We start from the raw sequence: 23,597 nt of genomic DNA on the forward strand, positions 1-23,597 counted from the left end.
GTTAAGAAGAGCCCTTATAAGCCTTATCCCCCTCAACCTTATACCTCACGATGTACCTGCCCCGCTCAAAGTTCTCCTCGCTCTCTATAATCTCCTCGGCCCTTATCTTTAGGCCGAGATCCATGGCCTCCCACGTTATGTCTTCGAAGTAGTCGTGGAGACCGCATGTCTTGCAGAAAGAACCTTCAAACTCTATCACGACTTCATTTTCCCTAACCTCGAGCACTTTTGCCCTAGCTTCGCTCCCATGTAGCCTATTGAATTCCTTAATTACATAATTAAGTTTTTCCATAATTAGTTGCCTCCCAGTTTCGCCTGCCAATTTTGACATGTGGAACCCTCCCCGAATTTTTAGATACCTAGGCCACGAGATCACACCACTTTTGTTCCCATATCGAATTCAATTAGTTTTTTGTTATCGCAAGCTCCTCGGTTATTGGGATTTATATGCTTTTCCATTCGAACATCCCAACCATAAGTGGACAACCATTTTTGATCATCCCAACGTTTATAAGCATCGGTGTATATTGGAGAACGCCGGCCGCGAAAGGGGTGATAAGATGAGGCCGCTCGACCTGACGGAGAAGGACCCTTCTAGGAAGGTCACGATATACTTTGAGGGAAGGCCCCTTGAGGTCTACGAGGGCGAGAAGCTCGCCGTTGCTCTGCTGGCGAACGGCATCTACTGGCTCACCACGAGCACGGAGGGAAGGAAGAAGGGGGCCTTCACTTTCGGCCCCGTCCCGATGGTCGTTAATGGCGTCAAGAACATTGACGCTAGGAAGACGGCCGTCAGGAACGGCATGAGGGTCGAAAGGCAACGGTATGGCGAATTCCAAGAGGCAGTCGAGGTAGATGAGGGAAAGCCCGTCGAGAGGCTCGTCGTTGACGTAGCTATTATCGGGAGCGGCCCAGCCGGAATAGGGGCAACACTAGAAGTTCAGGAGAACCTTACCGTAGCCCTCATCGAGGAGAAGAGCTGGCTCGGTGGCGATATGTGGCTCAAGGGGCTCCCGCAGGAAGGCTTCGAAGGAAAGGAGCCCAAGCAGGTAATCGAGGAATTGACATCGAAGTTCAACGACAATGTCCGCGTCTTCCTCAAGACCACCGCCCTTGGTGTCTTCGACGAGGGCGAGTACTTCCTCGTGCCCGCAGTTCATGGAGAAAGGCTCATCGAGGTCATGACGAAGCGCGTCGTTCTCGCCACGGGAGCCGTTGACAACATCCTCCTTTTCGAGAACAACGACATGCCCGGAGTGTTTAGGAGGGACTTCGCCCTCGAGGTCATGAACGTGTGGGGCGTCGCCCCCGGTAGGAAGGTGGCCGTCGTCGGGAGCAGGCCCGAGGATGTAACGGCCGAGCTGGAGCGCTGGGGCATCGAGTACGTCGTCGTGCCGAACCCGAAGCGCGTCGAGGGCGAGGAAAAGGTTGAGCGCCTGATAGACATGAACGGTAACGTCTACGAAATCGACGCCGTCATTATCTCCGACGGCAGAAGGCCGGACATAAACTCGATAACTCAGGCCGGAGGGAAGCTGAGGTTCAAGCGCGGCTACTACATGCCGGTCCTCGATGAAATGCACAGGATAAGGGAGGGAATCTACGTCGCAGGAAGTGCCGTCAGCATAAAGCCGCACTACGCGAACTACATCGAGGGCAGGCTCGTCGGAGCCTACATCCTCCGCGAGTTCGGCTATGAGGCCCAACCGTGTGTTTACGAGGAAAGGCTCAGGAATTACGAGCCCGAGGTCATGTCCGTCCACGGGATACCCTTCGACGTCTTCCACCTGAAGGACGTCCAGATATGCGGATGTGACGTTTCACTGGAAAAGGTGGACGACGTCGTGAGGTGGGGCATAACAGACCTCCAGGTAATCAAGCGTCTCACACACTTAGCAATGGGTTTCTGCCAAGGACGCTACTGCCTCTTCAACGGGGCCGTCGTCGTAGCACAAAGGGCGGGAATCGACATGAGTAAGATTGACCTGCCCGCCGCAAGGCCACCCCTGAAGAACGTTAAGATGAAGGTTATGGCGACGAGGGGATGATGGCCATGCCAACGAGGGAGCTTCCCGAAAAGAGTGAGATCGTGATAATCGGTGGGGGAATCGTGGGCGTAACCCTCGCGCACGAGCTCGCCAGACGGGGTGAGGAGGTAACCGTTGTAGAGAAGAGGTTCATCGGCTCGGGCTCAACCTTCCGCTGCGGAACAGGTATAAGGCAGCAGTTCAACGACGAGGCAAACGTTCGCGTTATGAAGCGCTCCGTTGAGCTCTGGAAGAAATACTCCGAGGAGTACGGCTTTCCCTTCGAGCAGACAGGCTACCTCTTTCTGCTCTATGACGAGGATGAGATCGAGGCCTTCAAGGAAAACATAAAGCTCCAGAACAGGCTCGGCGTCCCGACGAGGCTCATAACGCCCGAGGAAGCCAAGGATGTAGTTCCCCTTCTGGATATAAGCGAGGTCATCGCCGCTTCGTGGAACCCGACTGATGGAAAGGCAGACCCCTTCCACTCAACCACGGCCTTCGCACTCAATGCGGAGAAGTTTGGGGCGAGGCTCGTTGAGTACACCGAAGTCAAGAACTTCATCATCGAGAACGGCGAGATCAAGGGTCTCAAAACAAACAGGGGAATCATAAAGACGAGCATCGTCGTTAACGCGACCAACGCATGGGCCAAGCTTATCAACGCGATGGCAGGCGTCCCAATAAAGATACCCATAGAGCCTTACAAGCATCAGGCGGTGATAACCCAGCCCATAAGGCCCGGAACGATAAAGCCCATGATAATCTCATTCAAGTACGGCCACGCCTATCTCACCCAGACGAGCCACGGCGGTATCATAGGCGGCGTCGGCTACGAGGAGGGCCCCACATACGACCTAACCCCCAGCTACGCCTTCCTCAGGGAGGTCAGCTACTACTTCACCAAGATAATCCCGGCCCTTAGGGAGCTGCTCATCCTCAGAACCTGGGCCGGCTACTACGCCAAGACGCCGGATAACAACCCAGTCATTGGAAGACTCGAGGAGATAAGCGACTACTACATCGCGGCCGGCTTCTCGGGTCACGGCTTCATGATGGCCCCCGCCGTCGCCGAGATGGTGGCTAACCTGATAACAAAGGGCAAAACTGGCCTTCCCGTCGAGTGGTACGACCCATACCGCTTCGAGCGCGGCGAGTTGAGGAGCACGGCCCTTCAGATGGGATAAAATCACCCCTCAATCTTTTTTTCAAGACTACTAAAGCTCTTCTTTTTCACAGGGAATCTTAAAGCCTGGGCCTGAGCTCGGCATCATAAAAAATTATAAACTCTGATTGTCATGTCCCTACTAACGTTAGTACCTGCCTGCTGTGATGTTTATAAGTGGAGCTAGGTGATTCTTATGTATGCGATTGAAATCGAGCACCTGACGAAAAGCTACGGGAACTTTAAGGCCGTTGATAACCTAACGCTTAAGGTGGAAGAAGGAACTGTTTTTGGCTTTCTTGGACCAAACGGGGCCGGTAAGACTACGACAATTCTAAGCATGCTTGGCCTCATAATACCAGACGAGGGTATCATAAGGCTGCTTGGCCACGAACTGAGATATAGAAAGGCGAAGACCTTACTCAAAGGGCATGAAACAGAGGCTTTTACTTGCCCAGGCCCTTATAAACGACCCAGAGCTTCTAATACTCGATGAGCCCACCAGCGGCCTCGATCCTGAAGGGCCATACCTCCTCAAAAGTATAATCCGAGAGCAGAGGACAGAAGGAAAGACAATCTTTTTCTCGTCGCACGTCCTCAGCGAGGTGGAAGAGCTCAGTGAGAAAGTCGGCATAATTGTGAGAGGCAAGCTCAGGATGGTGGGAACGATAGAGGATATAAAGAGGCAGTTCATGTAACTTGAGGGCTACGAGATTAAGCTTGAGACGAAGCAGCCAATTCCAGACCTTGACCTACCCGACCTCATAAGAATAGAGAGGTTGAATGAGAAGAGGCTGACCTCCTCCCCGCCCTGAAGGGCGAGGGTTCCAACGAATTAACCCCTCGCCAGAGGCGGTTCGGTTCGCGGGCCCATCACCTACCCCCGTTGCCGGTTTCGGTTCAGCCCGCAAGCCGGGTCTTCGGCCCGTTACCCCTACCGGCAAACCCGGATTAGGGTTATCGTTTAGAGGCCACCGTGAAACCCCTCATCTCATCGGGTTATCTTACGGTGGCCTCTTCGAGGCCTTATTACGCTGGCAAGACTTAAAAAGGTTTCGGTGGAATACTGCATCCCCTCCCTAAAGGGCGAGGCTTTCACCGGCACGGAACATCCTATTTCACAGACCCAGCTGGGACTTTGAGTGTAGAACTGAAACCTGGTAAATATGAGCTCATAATCAAAAAGGAAGGCTACGAAGAGGAGAAGACTGAGATTCAGCTCGAAGATGGTGAGGAAGCTACCAGCTTGACGTCAAGGTCTACTACGGCTGACCCTTCTCTAAAACCTTTTTAGCCCCTTTATTTCCCAATTCTTGGAGGGATTCTCAATGATAAGATGGTTCCTAGTGACCCTTCTGCTTATTCCCCCAGTTCTCGCCGAGGAGGTCCCGAACGTCCTGAAGCTGACCACTATGGAAACTGCTACTGCCGTCATCGCGCTCTATGAGGTCGGCCACTACGAAGGGGCTCTTGAAGGTTGCGAGTGGTTACTCGTCATAAAGACTCCCCAGTCTTCATGGGGAGCAGCCTTCGGAGAAAGGCCGAGCCTAAGTATACTGCCATGGCCTTAATGGCCCTTCTGAGATGCGAGAGGATTGCAAGAGGGAGATATGAAAGGACCATTGACCAGGCGGCCTACTGGCTTACATACGTCCAAGGGGATGACGGTTCCTTCGGTGATATTTACGATACCGCCCTATCCGTCGTTGCACTTAAGGAATACTCGGACTATTGCTCCGGGGACGTCCCAGTTGAGGAGGCGGTAAGAAGAGGGAAAGTGTGGCTTGGGCTCTACAAGCCAAAAGACGAGCTTGAGAAAGTTTTTAAGGGGCTGGGGATTGGTAACGCTTCTATGGTCGAAAGAGCGAACGTTGAGGGAGAGGGAAGTGCTTGGAAGCTCTTCGCATTGAAGTATCTCGGAAAGGAAGTCAAAGACGATGCCAACTTCAAATCAACGCTCTCGATAGCACTCACCCTCTACGCCACCAAAGATGATAGACTCCTAAGCGAGCTCCTTAAAAGGCAGCATCTAGGGTTCTGGGGAGTCAAGAGGTTTAACACCGTGGAAATACTCGATGCATCGCACGTTGAAGGCTTCGAGATGCTCAGGGACGTGGCATGCCGCTACATAGACATGATAAAGCCCCAAGACGATATGGGATGGGCTATCTTCGCGCCATACCTGCTCGAATGCGGAAGGGATGCGAAACTTGACCTAAACTTAACGGCCCTAAGACCCTGGCTTGTGGCACAGATCGCACTGCTCAAGGACCAGATGGGTCTTGACAACTCACGAGAGATAAGTTTTCTGCTGGGAAAGGATGATTGGGGTGACTTTTACAACACCGCTTATGTCCTTTGGGCTCTCAGGACCCTTGAGATAGAAGGCAACTATTCCGAGGCCGAAAGGTTTCTGGAGGAAAGCCTTGAGGAGGGCTATCCAACTTACTATTATGCCCAGGCTCTGAAAACTTTCCACGTCCTCGGAAGGGATGATCTCATTGAGAGAACGCTAACGATACCCAAGGATTACCAGAACCCGGATGGCGGCTTTGGATACTCCAAAGGGAATCCAAGCGGTATAAGGAGCACAGCCCTCGTTCTCGATGCCCTAGAATACTGTGGCATAAAGAACGAAACCTACCAAAAGGGCTGGAATTTCCTGAGATCCGTCCTCTTCATAGAAGTCCCGAAAGTGAGGATTGATGGGGAGAGTGCAGTACTTCCGAACGGAACCCTCCTCCTTATAAAGGACTCGAAGTTCGTCGGCCAGTCGAACGGCACGGCGAAGATAACGGGTCTCGATGGTTTCATTGCCATATACATGCCCGATGGCGAGGTCTTCGCGGTGGACGCCGTTCCGGTGGAAGGTTTCGCCCCGAATGAAGAGGGAGGCCCCATCCCTCCCTGGATCGCGCTTCCAGTCGTCCTCTTGATTGCGATTCTGCTCAGGCTGAGGAAGGCCTAAACCTTTCCTTATCTTCTTAGCCGAAAGAGGTTTATGTACTTCGGAGGCAAGACTTATACCTCGAAGTTCGATGCATCGGGGTGGAAGATATGGAGGAGGTAATCGTCGTTACGACCGAGACTATTCCCGGCTACCGGATTGTTGAGGTCAAGGGGATAGCCCGCGGGGGCATCGTGAAGGCCGCACACCTTGGTAAGGACATACTCGCGGTCTTCAGGAACATAAAGGGAGGCGAAGTGAAGGAGTACACCCAGATGATGGCCGAGGCGAGGGAGGAAGCACTTAGGAGGATGATAATGCACGCAAAGGAGCTTGGAGCAAACGCTGTCGTGTGCGTACGCTTCGCAACTTCTAACGTTGGTTCGGGCATGGCAGAGGTCTATGCCTACGGAACGGCTGTTGTCGTCGAGAAGGAGTGATCCCCATGTACCTCCTCCCGTTCCCCGCGCTCGGGGGACTGCTCGCTTGGGCAACAATATATTTCCTAGGCCTCAGAAGGACGAAGTGGGCAGAGTTCTTACTCGGTCTGGTGGCGTTCTTCCTCGCGATGATAGTCCAGACTCCAATCCAGCAGTTATCGCTCCTCGCCCTTGGCATTCGCTCTAACGCCGATGTGATCACCAGGGGATCGGCTTTCATAGTGGAGACCGCGCTATGGCTGGGCTTCGCCGCCGGCCTAGTCCAAGAAGGTGTTAAGTACTTCTTCGTCAAGGACAAGGACCTTAGAACGGCTTCCTTCGTCGGCCTCGGTTTCGGCGTTACGGAGGCGTTTTTCGTAACGATAATGACTGCGGTTGCCGGAGCAGTCATGGGAAAGGGACTTGACGTTCCACTAGGTGCGGCCCTTATGTCCCTTCTGGAACGCTACTTTGCAACCCTCTTCCATGTGGGCACCACTGTCTTCCTCGCATATGCCGCCGCCAAGGGCTTTGGAAAGAAAGGGCTCGTGGCCATGATTGCCGTTCACACCCTCGTGGATTCGATGGCCGCCTACTACCAGCTCACCGGGCATGCAATGGTCGGCTACGCCGTCGAGGTCATATTAGCTCTCATCGCGCTCCTCCTGGTCTCCTACACCCTCCCGAAGGTCAAGGCAGAAAAATCCGGGGAAAAGGTTATATGGTGAAGGACTTGCCCGGGGTTGAGAAGGAGAAGGCCCTTAAGAAGTTTAGGAGGGAGCTGAGGGCTGGCCTCTACTCCTACCTAATTCTTTCCATTCTGGAGAAAAAGGGCGAGCTCCACGGCTACGCCATAAGAAAGGAGCTGGAAGACCTGAGCAGTGGAGAGCTCGTGCCGAGTGAGGGAGCCCTATACGATATCCTGAAGAGTCTTAAGAAGCTGGGGCTCGTGGAGAACTTCTGGGCGGAAATTGGAGGAAGGCCCCGAAAGTACTACCGGCTCACCCCCCTTGGTCAGGAGGTCATTAGGGAGGTCCGAGCTGAAATAGAGGAGATAAAACGGACGCTTGAAAGACTTGAAGACCCAAGGGCAGCCTCTAACATTTAGGGAAGAAAGAGAGCTCTCAGGCGCTCTACGGCATCTGAATTCCTGAAGAAAAATGCCCGAGAGTTGTCCGTCACCACCGGGACGACCTTTGGGTTTGGCCTCAGCTCATCGAGCTTCGCCACACCGACTATGGCCATGTCTCCCTGGTATACCGCAACGAGCTCATTCCATTGGAAGACGCCCACCAGCGGGTAATTTCTGGCCCCCGTTATGCGGCATATCTCCATGAACCGCCTTCTCGCCTCTTCATCCTTCTCAACGTCATAAAATTCATAGCCATAGTGAAGCCTCTCATCGAGGAGCCTCTTGAGCTCCTTGCACCTCTCGCAATTTTCAGAACCGTAGATGTAAAGATTAGGTGCCACCAATCCCGTGCACCTCACACGAGCTTCTTCTTCCTCAGCACCCTCTCCATCCTGTCCATCGCCTCCTCGAGCTTTTCATACGCTGTGGCGTAACTTATTCTAATGTAACCTTCACCCGCCTTTCCAAAGGCCGAGCCAGGGACAACCGCAACCCTGGCTTCCATCAGCATAAGCTCGCTGAACTCTTTGTCAGTTAGGCCGGTGGTCTTTATATTTGGGAATATGTAGAAGGCCCCTTTCGGTTTCACAGTGGGTAAACCCATTTCGTTCAGGCGCTTCCATACCAAAAGCCTCCTTCTGTCATACTCTCGCCTCATAGCCTCAACGGCCTTCCAGCTACGCTCGTCCCTTAGGGCCTTTGCGGCCGCGTATTGTATAAATGTCACAGGGCACGTGGCATTGTACATCTGGAAGCGAACCATCCTTTCGATTATCCACGCCGGGGCCGCAACGAAGCCAAGGCGCCAACCGGTCATGGCGAAGGTCTTGGAGAATCCGTTCACCGTTATGGTCCTCTCGAACATGCCGTCAAGGGCGGCCATACTGTAGTTCCTGACGCCGTCGTATACGAAGTGCTCATAGACCTCATCGCTTATGACGATGAGATCATGTTCTACTGCGAAGTCCGCTATCTCCTCGAGGTCCTTCTTCGTAAGCACGGCGCCGGTCGGGTTGTTTGGGCTGTTTATTATGAGCGCCCTCGTTCTCTCCGTGACGTGCCTTTCGAGATCATCAACACTGATACGGAACTCGTTCTCTTCGTATGTGGGCACCTCAACAGGCCTTCCGCCCGCGAGGATAACCGCGGGGGCGTAGCTGACGAACATAGGGCTCGGAATGAGGACTTCATCCCCGTCCTTCAGAAAAGCTGCGAAGCTCATTAGGAAGGCCTGGTTTGCTCCAACGAGAATCATTATCTCCTTTTCGGGATCCGCTTCTATTCCGTTCTGCTTCTTCAGCTTCTCGGCTATCGCCTCCCTAAGCTCTAGAAGGCCGATGTTTGGACCGTAATGCGTATACCCTTTATCTAATCCCTCCTTGGCATATTCCTTAATATGCTCCGGCGTGTCAAAGTCTGGTTCCCCGATTCCCAGGGAAATCACGTCCTTCATCCCCGCAGCGATGTCGAAAAGCTTCCTGATTTCAGAAGGGTTCACGAGATCGAGCCTGTCGCTCAGGGCCATGAGCATCACCAGGAACTATGTCACTCTCGGCTCCTTTTAATAAGTTTGCTCTCGAAAAATAGTTGTCCACCGAAGAACGCAAAAATTTCAAGTCCATCTAACGGAATTTCGCAAAGGGATAACCTTCATTCCAGCCCCAATTATATTTGTCATTTATCCAAATTTTTCCATAGCAAGGCTTATTAATTTCCCTATGCATTATTATGCGTCAACGCCCCTAAGTTGCGCCTAATGAATATGAATATTGGGAGGGTGAACTTATATGGAGCAGAGAGATAGGTGGGCAACCAAGATTGGACTGATTTTAGCGATGGCAGGAAATGCCATAGGCCTCGGTAACTTCGTCAGGTTTCCAACCCAGGTTGCCGGCAACGGTGGCGGCGCCTTCATGGTGCCCTACTTCGCGGCGCTGTTCCTCCTCGGAATCCCGGTGATGTGGGTTGAGTGGGTTCAGGGACGGTATGGCGGTAAGTATGGCCACGGAACCCTTGGTCCAACCTTCTATCTCATGGCCAGAGAGAGTCTCAAGCCCAAGAGCGCTCTGATATTCGGTCTCATCGGCGGTGCCCTTGCATTTGCCACGACCACGCTCCTCAACAGCTACTACCTGCACCTGATAGGCTGGTCTGCAGCCTACTCCTGGTTCAGCATAACTGGAGCATACTTTGGCAAGAACACCGCCGAATTCTTCGGCAACTATCTCACCAATCACGCCCAGGTGTTCCTCTTCTGGGGCATAACGGTTGTCTTGCTCGGCATAGCCGTTGGCCAGGGTGTCAGCAAGGGTATAGAGCGTTGGGTTAAGGTCATGATGCCGCTTCTCTATGTGTTCGCAATAATCCTCGTTATATACGTCTTCGCCCTTGGCTCTCCCCTCGGCGATCCAAATTGGAGCACCATCAAGGGCTTCGAGTTCATCTGGAGCCCCAACTGGTCCTATCTGAGGGAACACCTCTACGAGGTCCTCCTGGCGGCCAGCGGACAGATATTCTTCACGTTATCCCTTGGAATGGGTATCATTCAGAACTACGCCAGCTACCTTGGTCCCGACGACGACGTGGCCTTGAGCGGTCTCGCGACTGTTTCGCTCAATGAGTTCGCTGAAGTTGTTCTCGGTGGCTCCATAGCCGTTCCGCTTGCCGTCGCCTACGCCCCGAAGATAGTCCCGCCTGAGGTCCTCGCCCAGGGCAGCACCGAGACCCTCAACTGGATAGCGGGCGAGTTCGGGCTTGGATTCTCGTACACCAGCCTGCCCAACATATTCGTCGAGATGGGCACCGCAGGAAGGTTCTTTGGAGCGCTATGGTTCCTCCTGCTATGGTTCGCCGGCTTCACCTCGGCCATAGCCATGTATAACTACCTCACAGCTCTCCTCGAGGAGGACCTCAACATCAAGAGAAGCACCGGAACATGGATAGTCTTTGCGCTGTACTTTATTCTTGGCCTGCCCGTGGTTTACATCGACGGCTACCTCGACCAGGTCGATGCTTGGATAAGCTTCCAGCTGGCACTACTGGCGCTCTTCGACATAATAGTGGCGGTGTGGCTCTTCAAGCCCGACAACTTCTGGGAGGAGCTCCACAGGGGCGCCTACATCAGGGTGCCAGGATTCTACAAGTGGATCACCATGATCGTGGCACCAATATTCCTGATATTCCCGCTTGCAGGAACATTCACAGACCTCATTGGCAAAACTCTTGGCTGGCCCGCCAGGATCGCCATTTTGGCGATGCTCCTCATAGGGGCCGTGGAGACCTACTACGCCATCAAGAAGAAGTACGGCGAGGAGCTCGAGAAGAACGAGGTCATAATAAAGGTGTGAGGTGGGCAGAATGTGGGCCGTCTATATGGCAATCGCCTGGCTTGTAATCTTTGCACTGATGGGCTGGAGCATCAGCAAGCTCCTTAAGGCAGAGGGCAGTAAGGTCTAATCTTTTAAGCCCTCCTCCTTATTTTTCTGGGGGTGAAGAAGTGAAGAGCTCAGCCATTCTCAAGGAGGTCGCCGAGAACCTAAAGCTCACGGTCGAGAGGCTGAACAAGGTCAAGGCCTTGGAGGAAAAGGATAAGAAAAAAGCCATAAGACTTCTAATGGAAGCCTCTGACAATTTTCTCAGGCTCAGCGATGAGGTAGAAATCGATAACGAGCAACTCGCCGAGTTCTTCAGAAAGCGCTCGGTTCAGCTGAAGAACAACGCCCATGATAAGGGTATAGAGAGGATGGGAAGGAAGGAGTTCCTCAACGAGGTAAAGCGGATGAACCTATACTCGAAGGCTGCCCCCTACGACTTCAAGCCAGGCAAGCTGAGAGAGCTTAAGAGAGCTTACAGGACGTTTATTTTCGGGATGGCCTTGTACTTTCTGCTATCGGGTCTCTCACTGAGGCAGGAATTCGCGATAACTGGTTTGATACTGGCGATACCGGCTATTCTATCAATGCTCAGCCTTCAGAGAAGGGGCTACACTGGCTGGATGCTGGCCTTCGCAGTCGCCCCTATACCCATAATCCAGTCGGCCATTATCGTGAGGATGTTTTACTCCGTGGTCTCGAACCCCGAGGTTGTCAAGAAGGTCGCCGAATTCCTCGGAAAGAGCGAGGGCTTTGTCATGGGCTACAGTTATGCCGTGATGTTGCTGGCAACTCTCGACTTCATTCTCCTAACCTATGGCCTATACTCCCTCTACAAGCACCGGCATGCCTTCCTCTAGAGCTTCTTTATTTTTGCGACGAAGAAGCCACTCGTCCCGTGTCTGTCCGGATAGAATCTTCTCGCCTTCGCGATTTCCTCGCTGAGCTCAATGCCGAAGGGCCTCCTCAGGGCGGGCTCTCCGTATTTAAGGGGCAACAACTCAACGTCAAAGTTATCGAGGACCCACTGGATTACGAACTCGTTCTCTTCCGGTTCAAGGGAGCACGTCGAGTAAACCAAGATGCCTCCCGGCTTGAGGACATCAAGTCCCCTCTCAAGCAACCTCATCTGGAGCTTTTGGCAGAACTTTATGTCGTCCAAGGCCCTGTTCCACTTCCTCTCTGGATTCTTATGTATCGTTCCTGAGCCCGTGCATGGAGCATCGAGAAGTATTCTGTCGAACTCAATACCCAGCTCGTCTATGTAAAGGGCCGACTTGTGGAAGAGCACCACGTTTGTGACGCCCAATCTGGAGATGTTCAACCTCGTCTCCTTCAGCCTTTCCTCACCAACGTCGAAGGCGTAAATGATGCCTTCGTTCTTCATCAGCTGGGCCATGTAAGAAGTCTTCCCACCCGGGGCAGAGGCCATGTCGGCAACGACTTCTCCAGGCTTGGGGTCGAGGGCAACGGGCGGATACATCGAGCTCGCTTCCTGAATGTAGAGGAGACCACTCAGGTATTCCGGTGTCGAAGTTATCGAGAAGGGTTCCCTCGTTAGACAGAAACCCTCCCTTGCCCAGGGGACCCTTTTGAACTGGAAGCCCTTCTTGTTGAGCCTCTTGGTGAGCTCGGGAACACTTATGCGGAGAGTGTTGACGCGGAAGCACCTCGGCAGGGGCTTCTCCATAGCTTCGGCTATCTTTAAGGCCCTCTCACCCCAGAGCTCATAGTAACGCTCGGCGAAGGTCTTGGAGTAGCCAAGGGAGAAGAGTTTCTCAATCATCTCTCCAACCTTTTAACGCCATCCCTCGTCCCGACGAGAACTATGTCGGCTATGTCGGCAAATATTCCATTTTCAACGACGCCAGGAATCGTGTTAAGCTCTATTTCCATGTCCAGAGGGTCGTCTATGCGCTCGAACCACGCGTCAAGGATGAAGTTACCATTCTCCGTAACGACGGGTCCATCCTTTCTGATGCCCATCCTGAGCTCAGCCCTTGCGTTGAAAATTTCAAGCTCCTCCTTTATGGCCTTCCATGCGGCCGGGATTACCTCTATTGGAACTGGCATCTTCTTGCCAAGGTATTCGACGAGCTTGCCCTCGTCTACGAGAACGACAAATGTCCCGGCCCTGTACTCGATTATCTTCTCCATTGTCAACGCGGCGCCGCGCCCCTTTATGAGGTTAAGGCTCGGATCTACCTCATCGGCCCCATCAACCGCAACGTCTATCGCATCCACCTCATCGAGGGATACTACGGGGATCCCATGCTCCAGGGCGAGAAGGCGCGCCTGGTGGGAGGTTGGTACGCCGTAAACGTCTTCCAGCTGACCTCTCTCTATCATCTGGCCGAGGTAGCGGATGAAGTAGGCTGTCGTCGAACCGGTGCCGAGGCCAATGACCATGTCATCCTCTATGAACTTCAGGGCCTCTCTCGCAACGAGCTTCTTGAGCTCCTCAACGTCCATAACTCATCCCTTCGTGAGGTTGTGGAGGAGGGTCCCGTTATAGTAGACCACGGGCTGGAATTTAATCATAAGGGTGTAAGTCATGCCCGTGAAGTACAGCCAGAAGAAGAAAAAGCTCCAGAGCGTCTTCCTGAGTATGATTCTCTCGTTTCTCATTTCCTCAGGCAAGTCCCTGACAACGGCAAGAATTATCTTGGGGGATAGGAAGTATATTAGCCACCCAGAAACCCAGCCAAGGGGGGCGTATACAGCAAGCAAACCGCTGATAATCCCGGCCATCGTGGCGATAGCATAAGCGATGAGCATCATCTTTCCCTCAGGATTCACACCCGACCACCTTCTCAGACTTTGGATGGGGGGTTTAAAAGCCTTAGCCCAGCCTTTCCTCAAGCTCTTTTAGTCTCTTACGGGCAGGTTCACTCAGTGCCTTTTCCAGTTCTTCCCTTGCCGCCTTCGCGAGCTCAAACTTAGAGGGGAAGCCCCCGAGTTCAATCCAGCTAAGCTTCTTTCCCTGAACGAAGACATCTATATCGCAGAGCCTCCTGTAACCCTTATATTCGAGGCCTTTAAGGAGGAACTTCACCCTCCGTGGATCTTCCCACGTCAGGAGCTTGAGCTTGTAAACTGGAACCCTCATAAAGGGACGCGGGTAATCCCAGGCCCACCCCTCCCATATGATATAACCAAGGTCGAGATCCTCCACAACCACTATAAGCCTCTCCACATTCTCTTCGTAATGATTCGTGCTGTCATAAAGCTTTATCGTGAGCTCGTTCCACTCAGGGATGAGCCTAAAGAGAACTACCGAGGCTTCGAGGAGCAGGGTCCTGTAAACCCTGAAGAAGCTCTCCTCAACTAAAAGAGCGCCCTCCACATCCTCGAGAGGCACTGGTTTTTCAAGGCTATTTTTAGTAAGGAATATCATCGTATTTCCTGCCTCCGCCCTTTCCATTGCGCCGAGCGGGTCCAAAACTTCTCCCCCAAATTTCTCTCTCAAGATCGCAAGGGCTTTCTCAACATCGGGAACCCTCATGAGGAGAACGATCCCCTCCAAGTCTACCCTTAGGATTGGAACATCGGAATTGACGACATCTGCCATGACCTTCCATGGACAGTCCATAACGAGGATTGCCCTTTCCCCTGGAACCGTTTTATCTTCGGGTCCCGTAACGAAGACCACGGTTTCAAGCTCCCCCGCCTCCCTAAAAGCCTCCTCCCTGCTCAGCTCCTTTCCACCGAGGTTCGCCACGAGGAATTTCGTTACCTTCTCGGGCTCATTCGTCCTCAGGAAAAGCATTCCCGGACCGAGCCTCACGAACCTCATCACAACACCCTCAGGAGCCTGTATCCTCTATCATGGTTTGTACCCTGTGGATAATTAACCTTTATTACCTTTCCCTCCGGTAGAAGTATGAAGTTGACGTTCAAAACCCCGTTAAGGCCCCTCTCGATGAGTTTGAAGTTGTGACCGTAGAGTTTGAAGTCGGCGTCGACATCTTTGACATCTTCAGCCCTATGCCCAAGGGCCACCTGAAAGGGTCCAATCTCAAGCACAGTGCCTGGCCTTACAAGGATAAAATCCGGCGACAGCTCCCTCAGAACTTCGATATCGTCCTCGTTACCCGGGACCAGATACACCAAGGCCCCAAAACGTCCGAGTATTCCAATTAGCCTTTGAACGGCCCTCCTGTATTCCTCCCTCAGCCAAGGCTTCCTCTCCAGCTTTATGTTGTCGGCAAGGTCACCGGTGTGAACTATGATATTTGGCTTGACTTTCTCAATTAGGTCCTCCAAGAAAGGGTAAATACTTTCAGGCGTGTCGCTGACGTGCATAAGCTTTTTTCCGGGTTCGAGCAACTCCTTCGGGAGCACCTTTCTGAACAGCCGCATGGAGAATTGTCGGTAAGCTCTTATAAATCCCTTTCTCACCCAGTTCAGGGGAGGGTAATGAAGAAGAGACTGCACCTGATAATTGCGGACGCCGAGCTCGAGACGGTCCCGGAGAGCATCAGGGATCATCCCGCCATCGTAAACTACGCCAGGCGAAGAAAGAAGCGGCCCGAGCGTATTATCCTAGATTCCACGTATCACCACGCGGCCCTCAGGAACCTCGAGGATGGGGAGAGGAGAGGCAGGCCTGATATAGTCCATGTATGCCTTCTTAATGCCCTCGATAGTATCCTAAACAAGGAGGACAGGCTGAGAGTCTACGTCCACACGAGGAATGACTATGTAATCTACGTTGATCCTGAGACAAGACTCCCCAGGAACTACAACAGATTCATAGGACTTATGGAGAGCCTTTTCGAAAAGGGAGCAGTTCCTGAAGACCTGAAGCTCCTGAGGCTGGAGAGGAAAACGCTGGGAGAGCTCATAGAGGAGATAAACGCGGACGCCGTGTTCGTGATGCACGAGAACGGAAACTTCATGGAACCCAAGCACTTTGGGAAGTTATTGACTCAGTTCTGGAAGCCCGTTGTTGTAGTGGGAGGATTCCCGCACGGCGACTTCAGAAGCAAGATTGAAGGTGTCAAAGTACGCCTGTACAAGGAACCGTTGATGGCGTGGACGATAGTAAACGAGGTAATAGTCTCCTACGAGTGGGAGATACTTTGAGGCGATATTTTTTTATATTCAAGCTTTTCTACTCATTTCAACTCGATTCAACCCGAGCGGGGGATGTCAAATGAGAAAACTGAACCTGTACTTCGCCTTTATAGTTATAGCGTACACGGTAGGTATATGGACGTTCACGGTTACACCAAAGGTCCTTATGCTTCTAGGCCTTAAAGGCGCCGTGCTAATGCTTGCCTTTACGCTCGTGGCCGCAGCGGCAATCGTGCTCCAGATTTCCAGCATAAATGCCACCAAATACAGAGTCCACGAATACCTGGTGAAGGTCGCAAGGTTTCCATCGATATCAATAATCATGATATCCTTCCTGTTAGTCGTGACGGCCGTCATTGGACACTACACGGGGGAGGCCCTCGCCAAAGCCCTTAACACCAACATCGCGATTTTCGGTATACTCTCGATTTTATTGGTCGCCCTGCTTCTCCTGATGGCAAGGGGCAGGACCCTTCAGCTGATAGTCATAGTCTCTGTACTTTTCGTAATCCTTGCCGTGTTATCAGCTGTATTCCTTCATTCGAAGGTTGATGAGGTCGTCGTAGATAGAGCATCCCGAACGTACTTGACGGCGACTTTCGATGCAATGAAATCATTTGAAGCACCCCTCAAGCTTTCAAGTGTCGTTCAGGTGTTCTTAGTATCTATACTCAGCTTCGGACTGGGCGTCGGATTCTACTACGTCCTCGGAACATTCATGCCCCCAGACCTAGATATTAAAAAGGTGCTCGCGATAGTCATACTTCTCCAAGTCATGCTGAGCCTCGTTGCTGCCCTCGTCGTTGCCTACTCAATCGCAATATCTCACCAAGCTTATTCAACGGCTTTCAAGACCCGCGACCCATGGGAAGCCCAGGAGATATACGAGAAGTACTTCCTGCCCCTTCTCAAGTACAGGCAGTCCGAGGATATTAAGATCATATACTCCGTGGAGGCAATATACCTTATCCCCGATGTCCTCAGGACGACGAAGCTGGAAGGCGGAGAGGGCATAATAACATTCCTTATGCTGTCCCTTTTCCTGGCTGGATTCACGACGCTTCTCCTGCTGATAGAGGGAGGAGCACAAATCGCGGCCGACGTGTTCCAGATAAACAGGAGAAACAGCATAGCAGTGATAACCGCGCTGAGCAGCATTCTAACGGGCCTAACGGCTATTCCCAGCATAAAAGTTGTTCTCACAACGGTAGTCGTTATCATGATCCCAGTGTTCGCAGCGGTGGAGCTACTTCCCGTGATGCGGGCAAGAGGAATTTGGGGAGCCTCAAAGGGAGCTACTGCAGTGTTGGTAGCAATATTCATAGCACTCTGGCTTCCAGCAGTCATAACAGTCGCCAGAATTAGAGAGGAAGCAGTTATGCTGGGGATAGCCCTCGGTCTCGTGCTGCTCGTTCCACTCCTCTTCAACGGGGTACTTGTGAAGTCGGGGAAAAGGTAGCGGGGAAAAACTAATAAATTGGGCCCCCAAAACACCTCCGAGAAAAAGATAGGGGGAAGGAAAATGGGAGACAAGACGAAGGTTCAGGTGAGCAAGCTCAAGCCGGGCAGGTACATCATAATAGACGACGAGCCCTGCAGAATAGTCAACATAACAGTCTCCTCCCCGGGCAAGCACGGTTCGGCCAAGGCTAGGATCGAAGCCGTCGGAATCTTCGACGGTAAGGTCAGGAGCATCGTCAAGCCGACAAGCGCCGAGGTTGACGTCCCGATAATCGACAAGAGGACAGGCCAGGTCATAGCCATAACCCCCGACACCGTCCAGATAATGGACATGGAGACCTATGAGATATTCGAGGTCCCCATAGAGACGGGCGTCGAGGAGGAGGTCAAGGGACAGCTCAAAGAGGGAATAAACGTCGAGTACTGGGAGACTCTAGGCAGGATAAAGATAATGAGGATAAAGGGCGAAAGCGAGTGATCCCTCTTAATTCTTTTCTAGGATTATGCAATCTGGTGGAACGTGCTCCACTATCCTGACGTTCTTCCCGGCCTTGTAAATCCTCAGCCCCCTTTTCCTCAGGCAGTCGGCGTCAATTATCAGAAGAACCACATCCTTCCCGTGCCTCCTGCCGGTTTCAAGGGCCTCGCTTTTGCTCGTTGTTAGATGGACGAACTGCCTTTTCATCGGCTTGAGGCCCTCGCGCATAATGCTCCTCAAGTTTCTACGCGGCGTCCCATGGTAGAGGACTCTTGACTCCCTATCTTCTTCATGGTTGAGCCTGACTTCAAAGCTGTGACCGTAGCGGGCGCGGATTTTGTCTCCTCTAATCTCGTAGCGCCCCTTTGCGTCCCTCTCAACTATCTCCCTTACGAGCTCCTCCGTGACGTCTGGATAGACTTTTCTTAGGGCCCTGACGAGTTCCAAAATTGGCACAAAGCCGCCCTCCTCAGGCTCAAGGCCGAACTCCCAAGGGGAATGCCGCAGGATGTAGGCCATTAGCTTGCTGACCTTAACCCTCGGCGGCATGGAGAAAAGGTGGAAATGAAAAATAAAAACCTCACGGCATTGCTATTACCGCCCACACCGGCCTGTGGTCTGACACCAGGACGTCGCAGAGGCAGCCGTAGTCCTTCGCCTCAGCCGGCCAGTCCTTTTTTATGACCGGAGCGCAAAATCTTTAGAGATGGCCCCCAACATCCCACATGAAGAATTCAAAACTGCTCGTTGCCTCTGCATCTCTGCTAATCGCATTGACCGCCTATGGAAGGACCGAGAGTTTTTACATGAGCAGTGAGAGCGGGATTTTCTACGCTATCATTTACAATCTGTTATTCCTTCTGCCGACTGCAACGGCATTGCTCCTTTTGATGATAAGCGCCGACAGGAAAAGAAAAACTGCTTCCGCTTGTCTCTATGCCCTCTTCCTGACGCTCTACGTTGCATCGCTCCGCTATGTAAACTCTAAGAGTGCCCTCTTTTCCCTGCCGAATCCTCTCCCAGAGGTTTTCAGCTGGTTTGGGGACAAAATTCCAGTTTTTACCTACCACTTCCTGCTCTTTGACCTTGGCTTTCCCTGTCTGATTCTCTCGCTCGCGTTGCTCATCGATGGAAAGCTCTTGAGGTCGTTTTTGCACTGTTTGGTGCATTGCTGATTGGATTAACTTATCAAGACTGGTTCTGGTTCTTAACACATCCCCGGGGACATCTTACCTGCGGTTCCCGCTACGGGGTTTACTTCACTTGGTGGGTTAAGTTCGGGCCCTTCTGCCTTCCGGGAATGTACATTGTCAACGTCTTAGCTGGTCTCGGATTGCTCTTCATCTTTGGTGAGCGCTCAAAGGGGTTCGTCGTTTCGATTTTAGTCCTCATTTCTGGAGTAACACTCATCGGTCTCGCTCTTTCCTGTTGCTCATGATTATGAAGAACGCACCAGCTCCCACGAACGCCCAGACTTTCGTGGCGATGCCGATTGCTATCAGAGCGATGCCCAAAAGGAACCAAAGCTCCTTACTTTTCCTCATCTTTCCTTCCTCCATAGGTTACGTACCACGCGATTATAAATGCCACAAATGTCAGGACTGCGAGGATAAACCTTCGCGTGAAAAACCAAAAAGCTGTCAAAAGAATTAGGCCGAGCAGGAAGGGATTTTTCAGCGAGTCATTCCAGATTTGTCCAAGTCTCATTTCTCTTCCCCCCAATTGACTTTAGATGCTCAACCCTCAGCTCTATGGAGGGGTGATACGTTATCGCCTGGAACCAGATGCCGGTTCTTCTGGGGTAGGGGCTCATCTTGGACAGCTTCTCAAGTGCCCGTATGGTAGCTTCAACGCCAACGGTTTTGGCCGCGAACTCGTCGGCCTTGAATTCATTATCTTATATAACATAATCCCAAAGGAGCAGTGCCAGAATGAAAACGGTAAGGAACCCAAACGTGCTCTGGAACAGCATTTTCCTGAGGCCGGGAACGGCACAGGTGAGCCCCACCCAGAAGAGGAACCACCCAGCTGTGAGGAGCATCCTTATCAGGAGGTGTCTCCCCTTTATATGTCCGATTTCGTGTGCGATTATCGCCTTAATCTCATCCATTTCAAAGTTCTCAAGAAGTGCCGTGGTGAGTATTATGTACCTCCTTCCGGGCAGTACTCCCGTAACCATCGCGTTCGGATACCTGGCCCTCTTGACAACTATATCCTTTACTTTGACGCCGTTCTCAAGGCAGAAACGAAGAAGCTCTCTTCTAAGGTCTTCAGGCAACTTTCGGGCTCCCCCGAGTCTGACTTTCACTTCAGGATAGAGGGCGAAAACAGAAGCACGAGGAGGGAGTACATTATAAAGTCGAACCACCACTTTGAGGTTAGGCTGGGAGGAAGGTATATTATAAGCGCCCACCATACAAGACCAAAACCGAGGATGGGCGTAAGAAGTATTGTTATGAAGAGCAGGATCCCCCTTGCAAGCCTTACGAACTTTATCTTCTTTTCCCCGCTCTTTTCGCTAACTAAACTAACCGAGAGCATCACGAGAAACGTGGAAGTCAGGAGGGGCGAAATTAGGACGAGGGCAAACAGAAGTGCCTGAAGGAGCAGGGGCATCGAGGTTCCGCTCAGCCTATCCATGAGAGGGTCCATAATCCCGGTCGTGGTGATGAGGGGAACGTGAATTGCCACAGCAATGCCGATTCCAATCAGCACTACCTTGCTCAGCCCGTAGGTTCTCTCTTTACGGTCTTCTGTCGATTTGAATATCCTCTTGGAGCTAATCAGGGTGAACAGGGGAGGAATCACAAGCTCCATTGCCAAAAGAACGGCTAACAGGTCGAGTTTCATGAGGCTCACCGATTAAATGAAAAAAAGTTTAGGATAAAATCTTCCCCTCACCTGAACCTTCTCAAAGCCATCTCCGCTGCAACTGTTATCGGATCAATAGTCGGGCTTATCGGAGGAGCATAAGCTGTCTCAAGGTAAACGAGGTCTTCAACAGTTGCGCCTTTCTGGGCCAAAGCTGAGAGCGTCATTATCCTTCCCCACACCCTTTCCCCGCCGACTATCTGGGCGCCGATGAGCTTTCTGTCGGACTTCCTGAAGATGACCTTGACCGTTATCGGCTTTCCACCGGGGTAGTACTCTGGCTTAGTTGAGCCCTTGAACTTGCCGACAACTATTTCAACGCCCTCTTTCTTGGCCCTCTCCTCTGTCATTCCGAAAGTGCCTATTTCGAGGCCAAAGAGCTCTGTAATAGCTGTGTTGAAGACCGGCCTGAAGGAGACGTCCTTTCCCGCTATGTGCTCCGCCGCTACCTTGGCCATCCTGACGGCGCTCGTGCCCAGCTGACTGAGGATTCTCTGGCCTGTTGCGGCGTCAACGACCTCAGCGCAGTCCCCTATTGCATAGATGTTGGGGTCGCTTGTCTGCAGGTGCTCATTGACTACTATTCCGCGGTTTACCTCAAGGCCCGCTTTTTTGGCGAGGTCAACGTTAGCCCTAACACCTGTGGCAACTAGGACGAGGTCAGCTTCTACTTCTTCATCCCCGATTTTGACTGCTTTAACGGGACTTCCAATGATCTCACTTACGCCAACGCCGAAGCGGAAGGAAACGCCGTGCTTCTCCATCTCCTTCTGGACGAGGGTCGCCATATCCCTGTCAAGCATCGTGGGCATTAATCTGTCCATCAGCTCGACGACGAGGACCTCTATCCCAAGCTTCGCGAAGGCTTCCGCGCCTTCAAGGCCGATTAGGCCAGCACCTATGACAACTGCTCTTTTCGGCTTCTTCTCGGTGATGTAAGCCTTAATTTTGCGCACATCGTCGAGGCTCTTAAGGGTGAACACACCCTCGTTCTCGACGCCCTTTATCGGCGGGATAAAAGCCCTTGAACCCACGGCCAAAACGAGTTTGTCGTAGGGAACTTCGCCCTTCTCAGTTATTACAACTTTCCTCTCCCTGTCTATTGCCTTCGCTTCGGTGTTCAGCATGAGCTTTATTCTCTGCCTCTCGTAGAACTCGTTCGGGAACACGATGACGTCTTCGGGCTTTTCTATGGTTCCGCTTATCACGTGCGGAAGGGCGCAGGGAGAGTACTGCATCGTTGGTTCCTTTCCGATGACGATGATTTCCGCCTTCCTGTCGAGCTTTCTCATGAAGAGGGCGAAGTTGCTTCCAGCGGTTCCAGAACCAATGACGACGATCTTCATAGGAACCACCAAAGAGAGAATTGGGAAAGGGTATAAAAACTTGCAGGCCGTTAGAGCTCCCAGCCCTGAAATTCCCCAACACCTATCCTCTCCAGAACCCTCATGACACCGAGAGCAATGCCATCTACCTCTATCCCACCGGGCGGCCTATAAGAATCGCCGACAACATACACGTCGGATAAGGGAAACTCCAGGTGCATGCCGGCCCGCACTCTGTTCACCGGGTTGCTACCCCTGTAAACCTGGACCATGATGACCTCCGCCCCAGGGAAAATCTCGGCAAGCTCCTCCCTGCCCTTCCTTATCGCCGCCTTAACGTTTCTCTCGAAGAGGGCTTGGTGGGCCATCACGAGAGAGTACCCCTCGGGGGCAAGACCTGGGTCCAGGGAGGAAGGCTCATTAACTCCATTGATTGAGAAGCCAGGCGTGAACACGACGGTGTTCCCTATCCCCCCCTTTCCAGGAATGGCCAGGTTGTACTTTATACCCTCCGCAGGCTCCATAGAGTCGAGCCGTTTGAGGAAGTCCCGGCCGAAATTCTCCCTGCCCATGAGCTCCACCGTCTCCCTCATCCCAACGTTCGAGACGAGGATGTCGTAGGGGAATTCTTCCCCGTCCTCGGTTATCACCCGCTTGTTTTCGTGGTCTATCTCAACGGCCTTCTTCCCGAGGAGTATCCGCCCACCGGCTTCCCTCACTATCCTGGCCAGCTCCTCGGTAACAGCCTTACAGCCACCCCTTATTAGGCCCGGCCCTCCCCAAAGGAGGGCGGCCCTTATCTCCTTGGCAAGCTCAAGGGCTGGGAGCTGGGATAAAGAAACGCTATCGGCCCATCCGGCAAAGCTTTCCAAGAAGGCCATGACGAACTCGTTGTCCCCTATACGCTCCGTTATCCATTCATCAGCTGGCATGACGGCTTCTTCACCTTTTGGCATTCTGCCAGCCCTTATCTCGGCGAGGAGCTTCACAGCTCTTGCCTTCTCCCTGAGGCTCAGGAGCTTCCAGCCTTCCCTATAATGTATCAGCTTCCCCCGGTAGAATATCATTCCTTTTGGGCTCGAATTAACTATCTCGACTCTCGCCCCAAGGAGACGGAGGAGGTGAGCTAGCGGTCCATCCTTCCCGTGCGGGACCATGTGGAGCGCGCCCGTGGAGAGCTGGAAGCCCCTGTAGGGGAGGTTGGTGAAGCGGCCACCTACGAAGGGGGCCTTCTCAAGAATGGTCACATCATGACCCGCCCTCGCGAGGAACGCCGCCGTGAGCAGGCCTCCAAGGCCAGCCCCCACAACCACAACCCTCAT

At 52.6% G+C, this 23,597-nt stretch carries 30 protein-coding genes and 1 pseudogene; 15 read left to right on the forward strand and 16 right to left on the reverse strand.

From position 1 onward, the window contains the following. Position 1 precedes the first annotated feature (1 nt). Complete coding sequence (locus PYCH_RS04815; protein ID WP_013905726.1) at positions 2 to 292, reverse strand: hypothetical protein; 291 nt, start codon at positions 290 to 292, stop codon at positions 2 to 4. A gap of 268 nt (positions 293 to 560) precedes the next feature. On the opposite strand from PYCH_RS04815, the gene PYCH_RS04820 reads away from it, so the two are divergent. From PYCH_RS04820 to PYCH_RS04850, 9 genes and pseudogenes are all read left to right on the forward strand, one after another. After that, on the forward strand, positions 561 to 2,048 hold the full coding sequence (locus PYCH_RS04820) for an FAD-dependent oxidoreductase (protein ID WP_013905727.1): 1,488 nt from the start codon (positions 561 to 563) through the stop codon (positions 2,046 to 2,048). 5 nt (positions 2,049 to 2,053) lie between these two features. Then, positions 2,054 to 3,214: an NAD(P)/FAD-dependent oxidoreductase gene (locus PYCH_RS04825; RefSeq protein ID WP_013905728.1), complete on the forward strand. Its 1,161-nt coding sequence runs from the start codon at positions 2,054 to 2,056 to the stop codon at positions 3,212 to 3,214. 174 nt (positions 3,215 to 3,388) lie between these two features. Continuing rightward, positions 3,389 to 3,986: pseudogene (locus PYCH_RS09635) on the forward strand (ABC transporter ATP-binding protein); the annotation flags it as partial. Between the two features lie 344 nt (positions 3,987 to 4,330). Then, positions 4,331 to 4,486, forward strand: a complete 156-nt coding sequence (locus PYCH_RS09640; RefSeq protein ID WP_013905730.1) for a PEGA domain-containing protein — start codon at positions 4,331 to 4,333, stop codon at positions 4,484 to 4,486. Between the two features lie 34 nt (positions 4,487 to 4,520). Beyond that, positions 4,521 to 4,763, forward strand: coding sequence for a hypothetical protein (locus tag PYCH_RS09480; RefSeq protein WP_052296529.1), 243 nt, complete (start codon positions 4,521 to 4,523; stop codon positions 4,761 to 4,763). Beyond that, positions 4,754 to 6,160 carry a squalene cyclase gene (locus PYCH_RS04835; protein WP_148236197.1) on the forward strand — a complete coding sequence of 469 codons (1,407 nt, stop codon included), beginning with the start codon at positions 4,754 to 4,756 and terminating at the stop codon, positions 6,158 to 6,160. The genes PYCH_RS09480 and PYCH_RS04835 overlap by 10 nt, the downstream gene beginning before the upstream one ends. Before the next feature lie 89 nt (positions 6,161 to 6,249). Next, positions 6,250 to 6,579, forward strand: coding sequence for a heavy metal-binding domain-containing protein (locus tag PYCH_RS04840; RefSeq protein ID WP_013905731.1), 330 nt, complete (start codon positions 6,250 to 6,252; stop codon positions 6,577 to 6,579). Between the two features lie 5 nt (positions 6,580 to 6,584). Continuing rightward, positions 6,585 to 7,286, forward strand: coding sequence for a YhfC family glutamic-type intramembrane protease (locus tag PYCH_RS04845; protein ID WP_013905732.1), 702 nt, complete (start codon positions 6,585 to 6,587; stop codon positions 7,284 to 7,286). Further along, positions 7,280 to 7,666, forward strand: coding sequence for a PadR family transcriptional regulator (locus tag PYCH_RS04850; RefSeq protein WP_048058217.1), 387 nt, complete (start codon positions 7,280 to 7,282; stop codon positions 7,664 to 7,666). Before PYCH_RS04845 ends, PYCH_RS04850 begins: the two co-directional genes overlap by 7 nt. On the opposite strand, the gene PYCH_RS04855 is transcribed toward PYCH_RS04850, so the two are convergent. Together PYCH_RS04855 and PYCH_RS04860 are read right to left on the reverse strand one after the other, a co-directional pair. Beyond that, positions 7,663 to 8,031 carry a glutaredoxin family protein gene (locus PYCH_RS04855; protein WP_013905734.1) on the reverse strand — a complete coding sequence of 123 codons (369 nt, stop codon included), beginning with the start codon at positions 8,029 to 8,031 and terminating at the stop codon, positions 7,663 to 7,665. The two genes, PYCH_RS04850 and PYCH_RS04855, sit on opposite strands and share 4 nt — an antisense overlap. A gap of 14 nt (positions 8,032 to 8,045) precedes the next feature. Beyond that, positions 8,046 to 9,215, reverse strand: a complete 1,170-nt coding sequence (locus PYCH_RS04860; RefSeq protein WP_013905735.1) for a pyridoxal phosphate-dependent aminotransferase — start codon at positions 9,213 to 9,215, stop codon at positions 8,046 to 8,048. Positions 9,216 to 9,477: 262 nt separating this feature from the next. Here PYCH_RS04860 and PYCH_RS04865 point away from each other — a divergent pair, with 262 nt between their 5' ends. Both PYCH_RS04865 and PYCH_RS04870 read left to right on the forward strand, forming a co-directional pair. Further along, entirely contained in the window at positions 9,478 to 11,037 is a 1,560-nt protein-coding gene (locus tag PYCH_RS04865) for a sodium-dependent transporter (protein WP_013905736.1), read from the forward strand. Positions 11,038 to 11,186: 149 nt separating this feature from the next. Next, positions 11,187 to 11,921: a hypothetical protein gene (locus PYCH_RS04870; protein WP_013905737.1), complete on the forward strand. Its 735-nt coding sequence runs from the start codon at positions 11,187 to 11,189 to the stop codon at positions 11,919 to 11,921. Here PYCH_RS04870 and PYCH_RS04875 read toward each other — a convergent pair. From PYCH_RS04875 to PYCH_RS04895, 5 genes are read right to left on the reverse strand one after another with little or no spacing between them, the layout of a single operon-like run. Then, entirely contained in the window at positions 11,918 to 12,847 is a 930-nt protein-coding gene (locus PYCH_RS04875) for an RsmB/NOP family class I SAM-dependent RNA methyltransferase (protein ID WP_013905738.1), read from the reverse strand. The genes PYCH_RS04870 and PYCH_RS04875 overlap by 4 nt on opposite strands. Then, positions 12,844 to 13,533 (reverse strand): ribose-5-phosphate isomerase RpiA, encoded by a 690-nt coding sequence (gene rpiA / locus PYCH_RS04880; RefSeq protein WP_013905739.1) that lies wholly within the window; start codon positions 13,531 to 13,533, stop codon positions 12,844 to 12,846. Before rpiA ends, PYCH_RS04875 begins: the two co-directional genes overlap by 4 nt. A gap of 3 nt (positions 13,534 to 13,536) precedes the next feature. Further along, the gene (locus tag PYCH_RS04885; protein WP_013905740.1) at positions 13,537 to 13,860 is read right to left on the reverse strand and encodes a hypothetical protein; all 324 of its coding nucleotides are present in this window, start codon (positions 13,858 to 13,860) and stop codon (positions 13,537 to 13,539) included. Positions 13,861 to 13,903: 43 nt separating this feature from the next. Beyond that, positions 13,904 to 14,857 carry a hypothetical protein gene (locus PYCH_RS04890; protein ID WP_013905741.1) on the reverse strand — a complete coding sequence of 318 codons (954 nt, stop codon included), beginning with the start codon at positions 14,855 to 14,857 and terminating at the stop codon, positions 13,904 to 13,906. Then, complete coding sequence (locus PYCH_RS04895) at positions 14,857 to 15,423, reverse strand: metallophosphoesterase (protein ID WP_048058219.1); 567 nt, start codon at positions 15,421 to 15,423, stop codon at positions 14,857 to 14,859. Before PYCH_RS04895 ends, PYCH_RS04890 begins: the two co-directional genes overlap by 1 nt. Before the next feature lie 57 nt (positions 15,424 to 15,480). Between PYCH_RS04895 and PYCH_RS04900 the strand changes: the two genes are divergently transcribed. The 3 genes from PYCH_RS04900 (at position 15,481) to PYCH_RS04910 (ending at position 18,079) form a co-directional block, all read left to right on the forward strand. Continuing rightward, positions 15,481 to 16,149 (forward strand): 16S rRNA methyltransferase, encoded by a 669-nt coding sequence (locus PYCH_RS04900; protein WP_013905743.1) that lies wholly within the window; start codon positions 15,481 to 15,483, stop codon positions 16,147 to 16,149. Between the two features lie 70 nt (positions 16,150 to 16,219). After that, the gene (locus PYCH_RS04905) at positions 16,220 to 17,599 is read left to right on the forward strand and encodes a sodium-dependent transporter (RefSeq protein WP_013905744.1); all 1,380 of its coding nucleotides are present in this window, start codon (positions 16,220 to 16,222) and stop codon (positions 17,597 to 17,599) included. 63 nt (positions 17,600 to 17,662) lie between these two features. Next, positions 17,663 to 18,079, forward strand: a complete 417-nt coding sequence (locus PYCH_RS04910; protein ID WP_013905745.1) for a translation initiation factor IF-5A — start codon at positions 17,663 to 17,665, stop codon at positions 18,077 to 18,079. Positions 18,080 to 18,085: 6 nt separating this feature from the next. Here PYCH_RS04910 and PYCH_RS04915 read toward each other — a convergent pair whose 3' ends face one another. Continuing rightward, positions 18,086 to 18,628, reverse strand: a complete 543-nt coding sequence (locus PYCH_RS04915; protein WP_013905746.1) for an RNA 2'-phosphotransferase — start codon at positions 18,626 to 18,628, stop codon at positions 18,086 to 18,088. A 176-nt stretch (positions 18,629 to 18,804) separates the two neighbouring features. Between PYCH_RS04915 and PYCH_RS04920 the strand changes: the two genes are divergently transcribed. Then, positions 18,805 to 19,254 (forward strand): hypothetical protein, encoded by a 450-nt coding sequence (locus PYCH_RS04920; protein ID WP_013905747.1) that lies wholly within the window; start codon positions 18,805 to 18,807, stop codon positions 19,252 to 19,254. 231 nt (positions 19,255 to 19,485) lie between these two features. Here PYCH_RS04920 and PYCH_RS09955 read toward each other — a convergent pair whose 3' ends face one another. From PYCH_RS09955 to PYCH_RS04940, 7 genes are all read right to left on the reverse strand, one after another. After that, positions 19,486 to 19,623, reverse strand: a complete 138-nt coding sequence (locus PYCH_RS09955) for a hypothetical protein (protein WP_013905749.1) — start codon at positions 19,621 to 19,623, stop codon at positions 19,486 to 19,488. Next, complete coding sequence (locus PYCH_RS09960; protein ID WP_158306789.1) at positions 19,610 to 19,786, reverse strand: hypothetical protein; 177 nt, start codon at positions 19,784 to 19,786, stop codon at positions 19,610 to 19,612. The genes PYCH_RS09955 and PYCH_RS09960 overlap by 14 nt, the downstream gene beginning before the upstream one ends. Beyond that, complete coding sequence (locus tag PYCH_RS10270; RefSeq protein WP_013905750.1) at positions 19,761 to 19,892, reverse strand: hypothetical protein; 132 nt, start codon at positions 19,890 to 19,892, stop codon at positions 19,761 to 19,763. The genes PYCH_RS09960 and PYCH_RS10270 overlap by 26 nt, the downstream gene beginning before the upstream one ends. Positions 19,893 to 19,976: 84 nt before the next feature. Next, complete coding sequence (locus PYCH_RS04925; protein WP_013905751.1) at positions 19,977 to 20,357, reverse strand: M48 family metalloprotease; 381 nt, start codon at positions 20,355 to 20,357, stop codon at positions 19,977 to 19,979. A gap of 26 nt (positions 20,358 to 20,383) precedes the next feature. Further along, positions 20,384 to 20,929 carry a hypothetical protein gene (locus PYCH_RS04930; protein ID WP_013905752.1) on the reverse strand — a complete coding sequence of 182 codons (546 nt, stop codon included), beginning with the start codon at positions 20,927 to 20,929 and terminating at the stop codon, positions 20,384 to 20,386. A 47-nt stretch (positions 20,930 to 20,976) separates the two neighbouring features. After that, on the reverse strand, positions 20,977 to 22,296 hold the full coding sequence (locus PYCH_RS04935) for an NAD(P)/FAD-dependent oxidoreductase (protein WP_013905753.1): 1,320 nt from the start codon (positions 22,294 to 22,296) through the stop codon (positions 20,977 to 20,979). A gap of 50 nt (positions 22,297 to 22,346) precedes the next feature. After that, a complete protein-coding gene (locus PYCH_RS04940; protein ID WP_013905754.1) occupies positions 22,347 to 23,597 on the reverse strand; it encodes a protoporphyrinogen/coproporphyrinogen oxidase in 1,251 nt (416 codons plus the stop codon).

The sequence above is a fragment of the Pyrococcus yayanosii CH1 genome, from assembly GCF_000215995.1.
GTDB classification, from domain to species: Archaea; Methanobacteriota_B; Thermococci; order Thermococcales; family Thermococcaceae; genus Pyrococcus; species Pyrococcus yayanosii.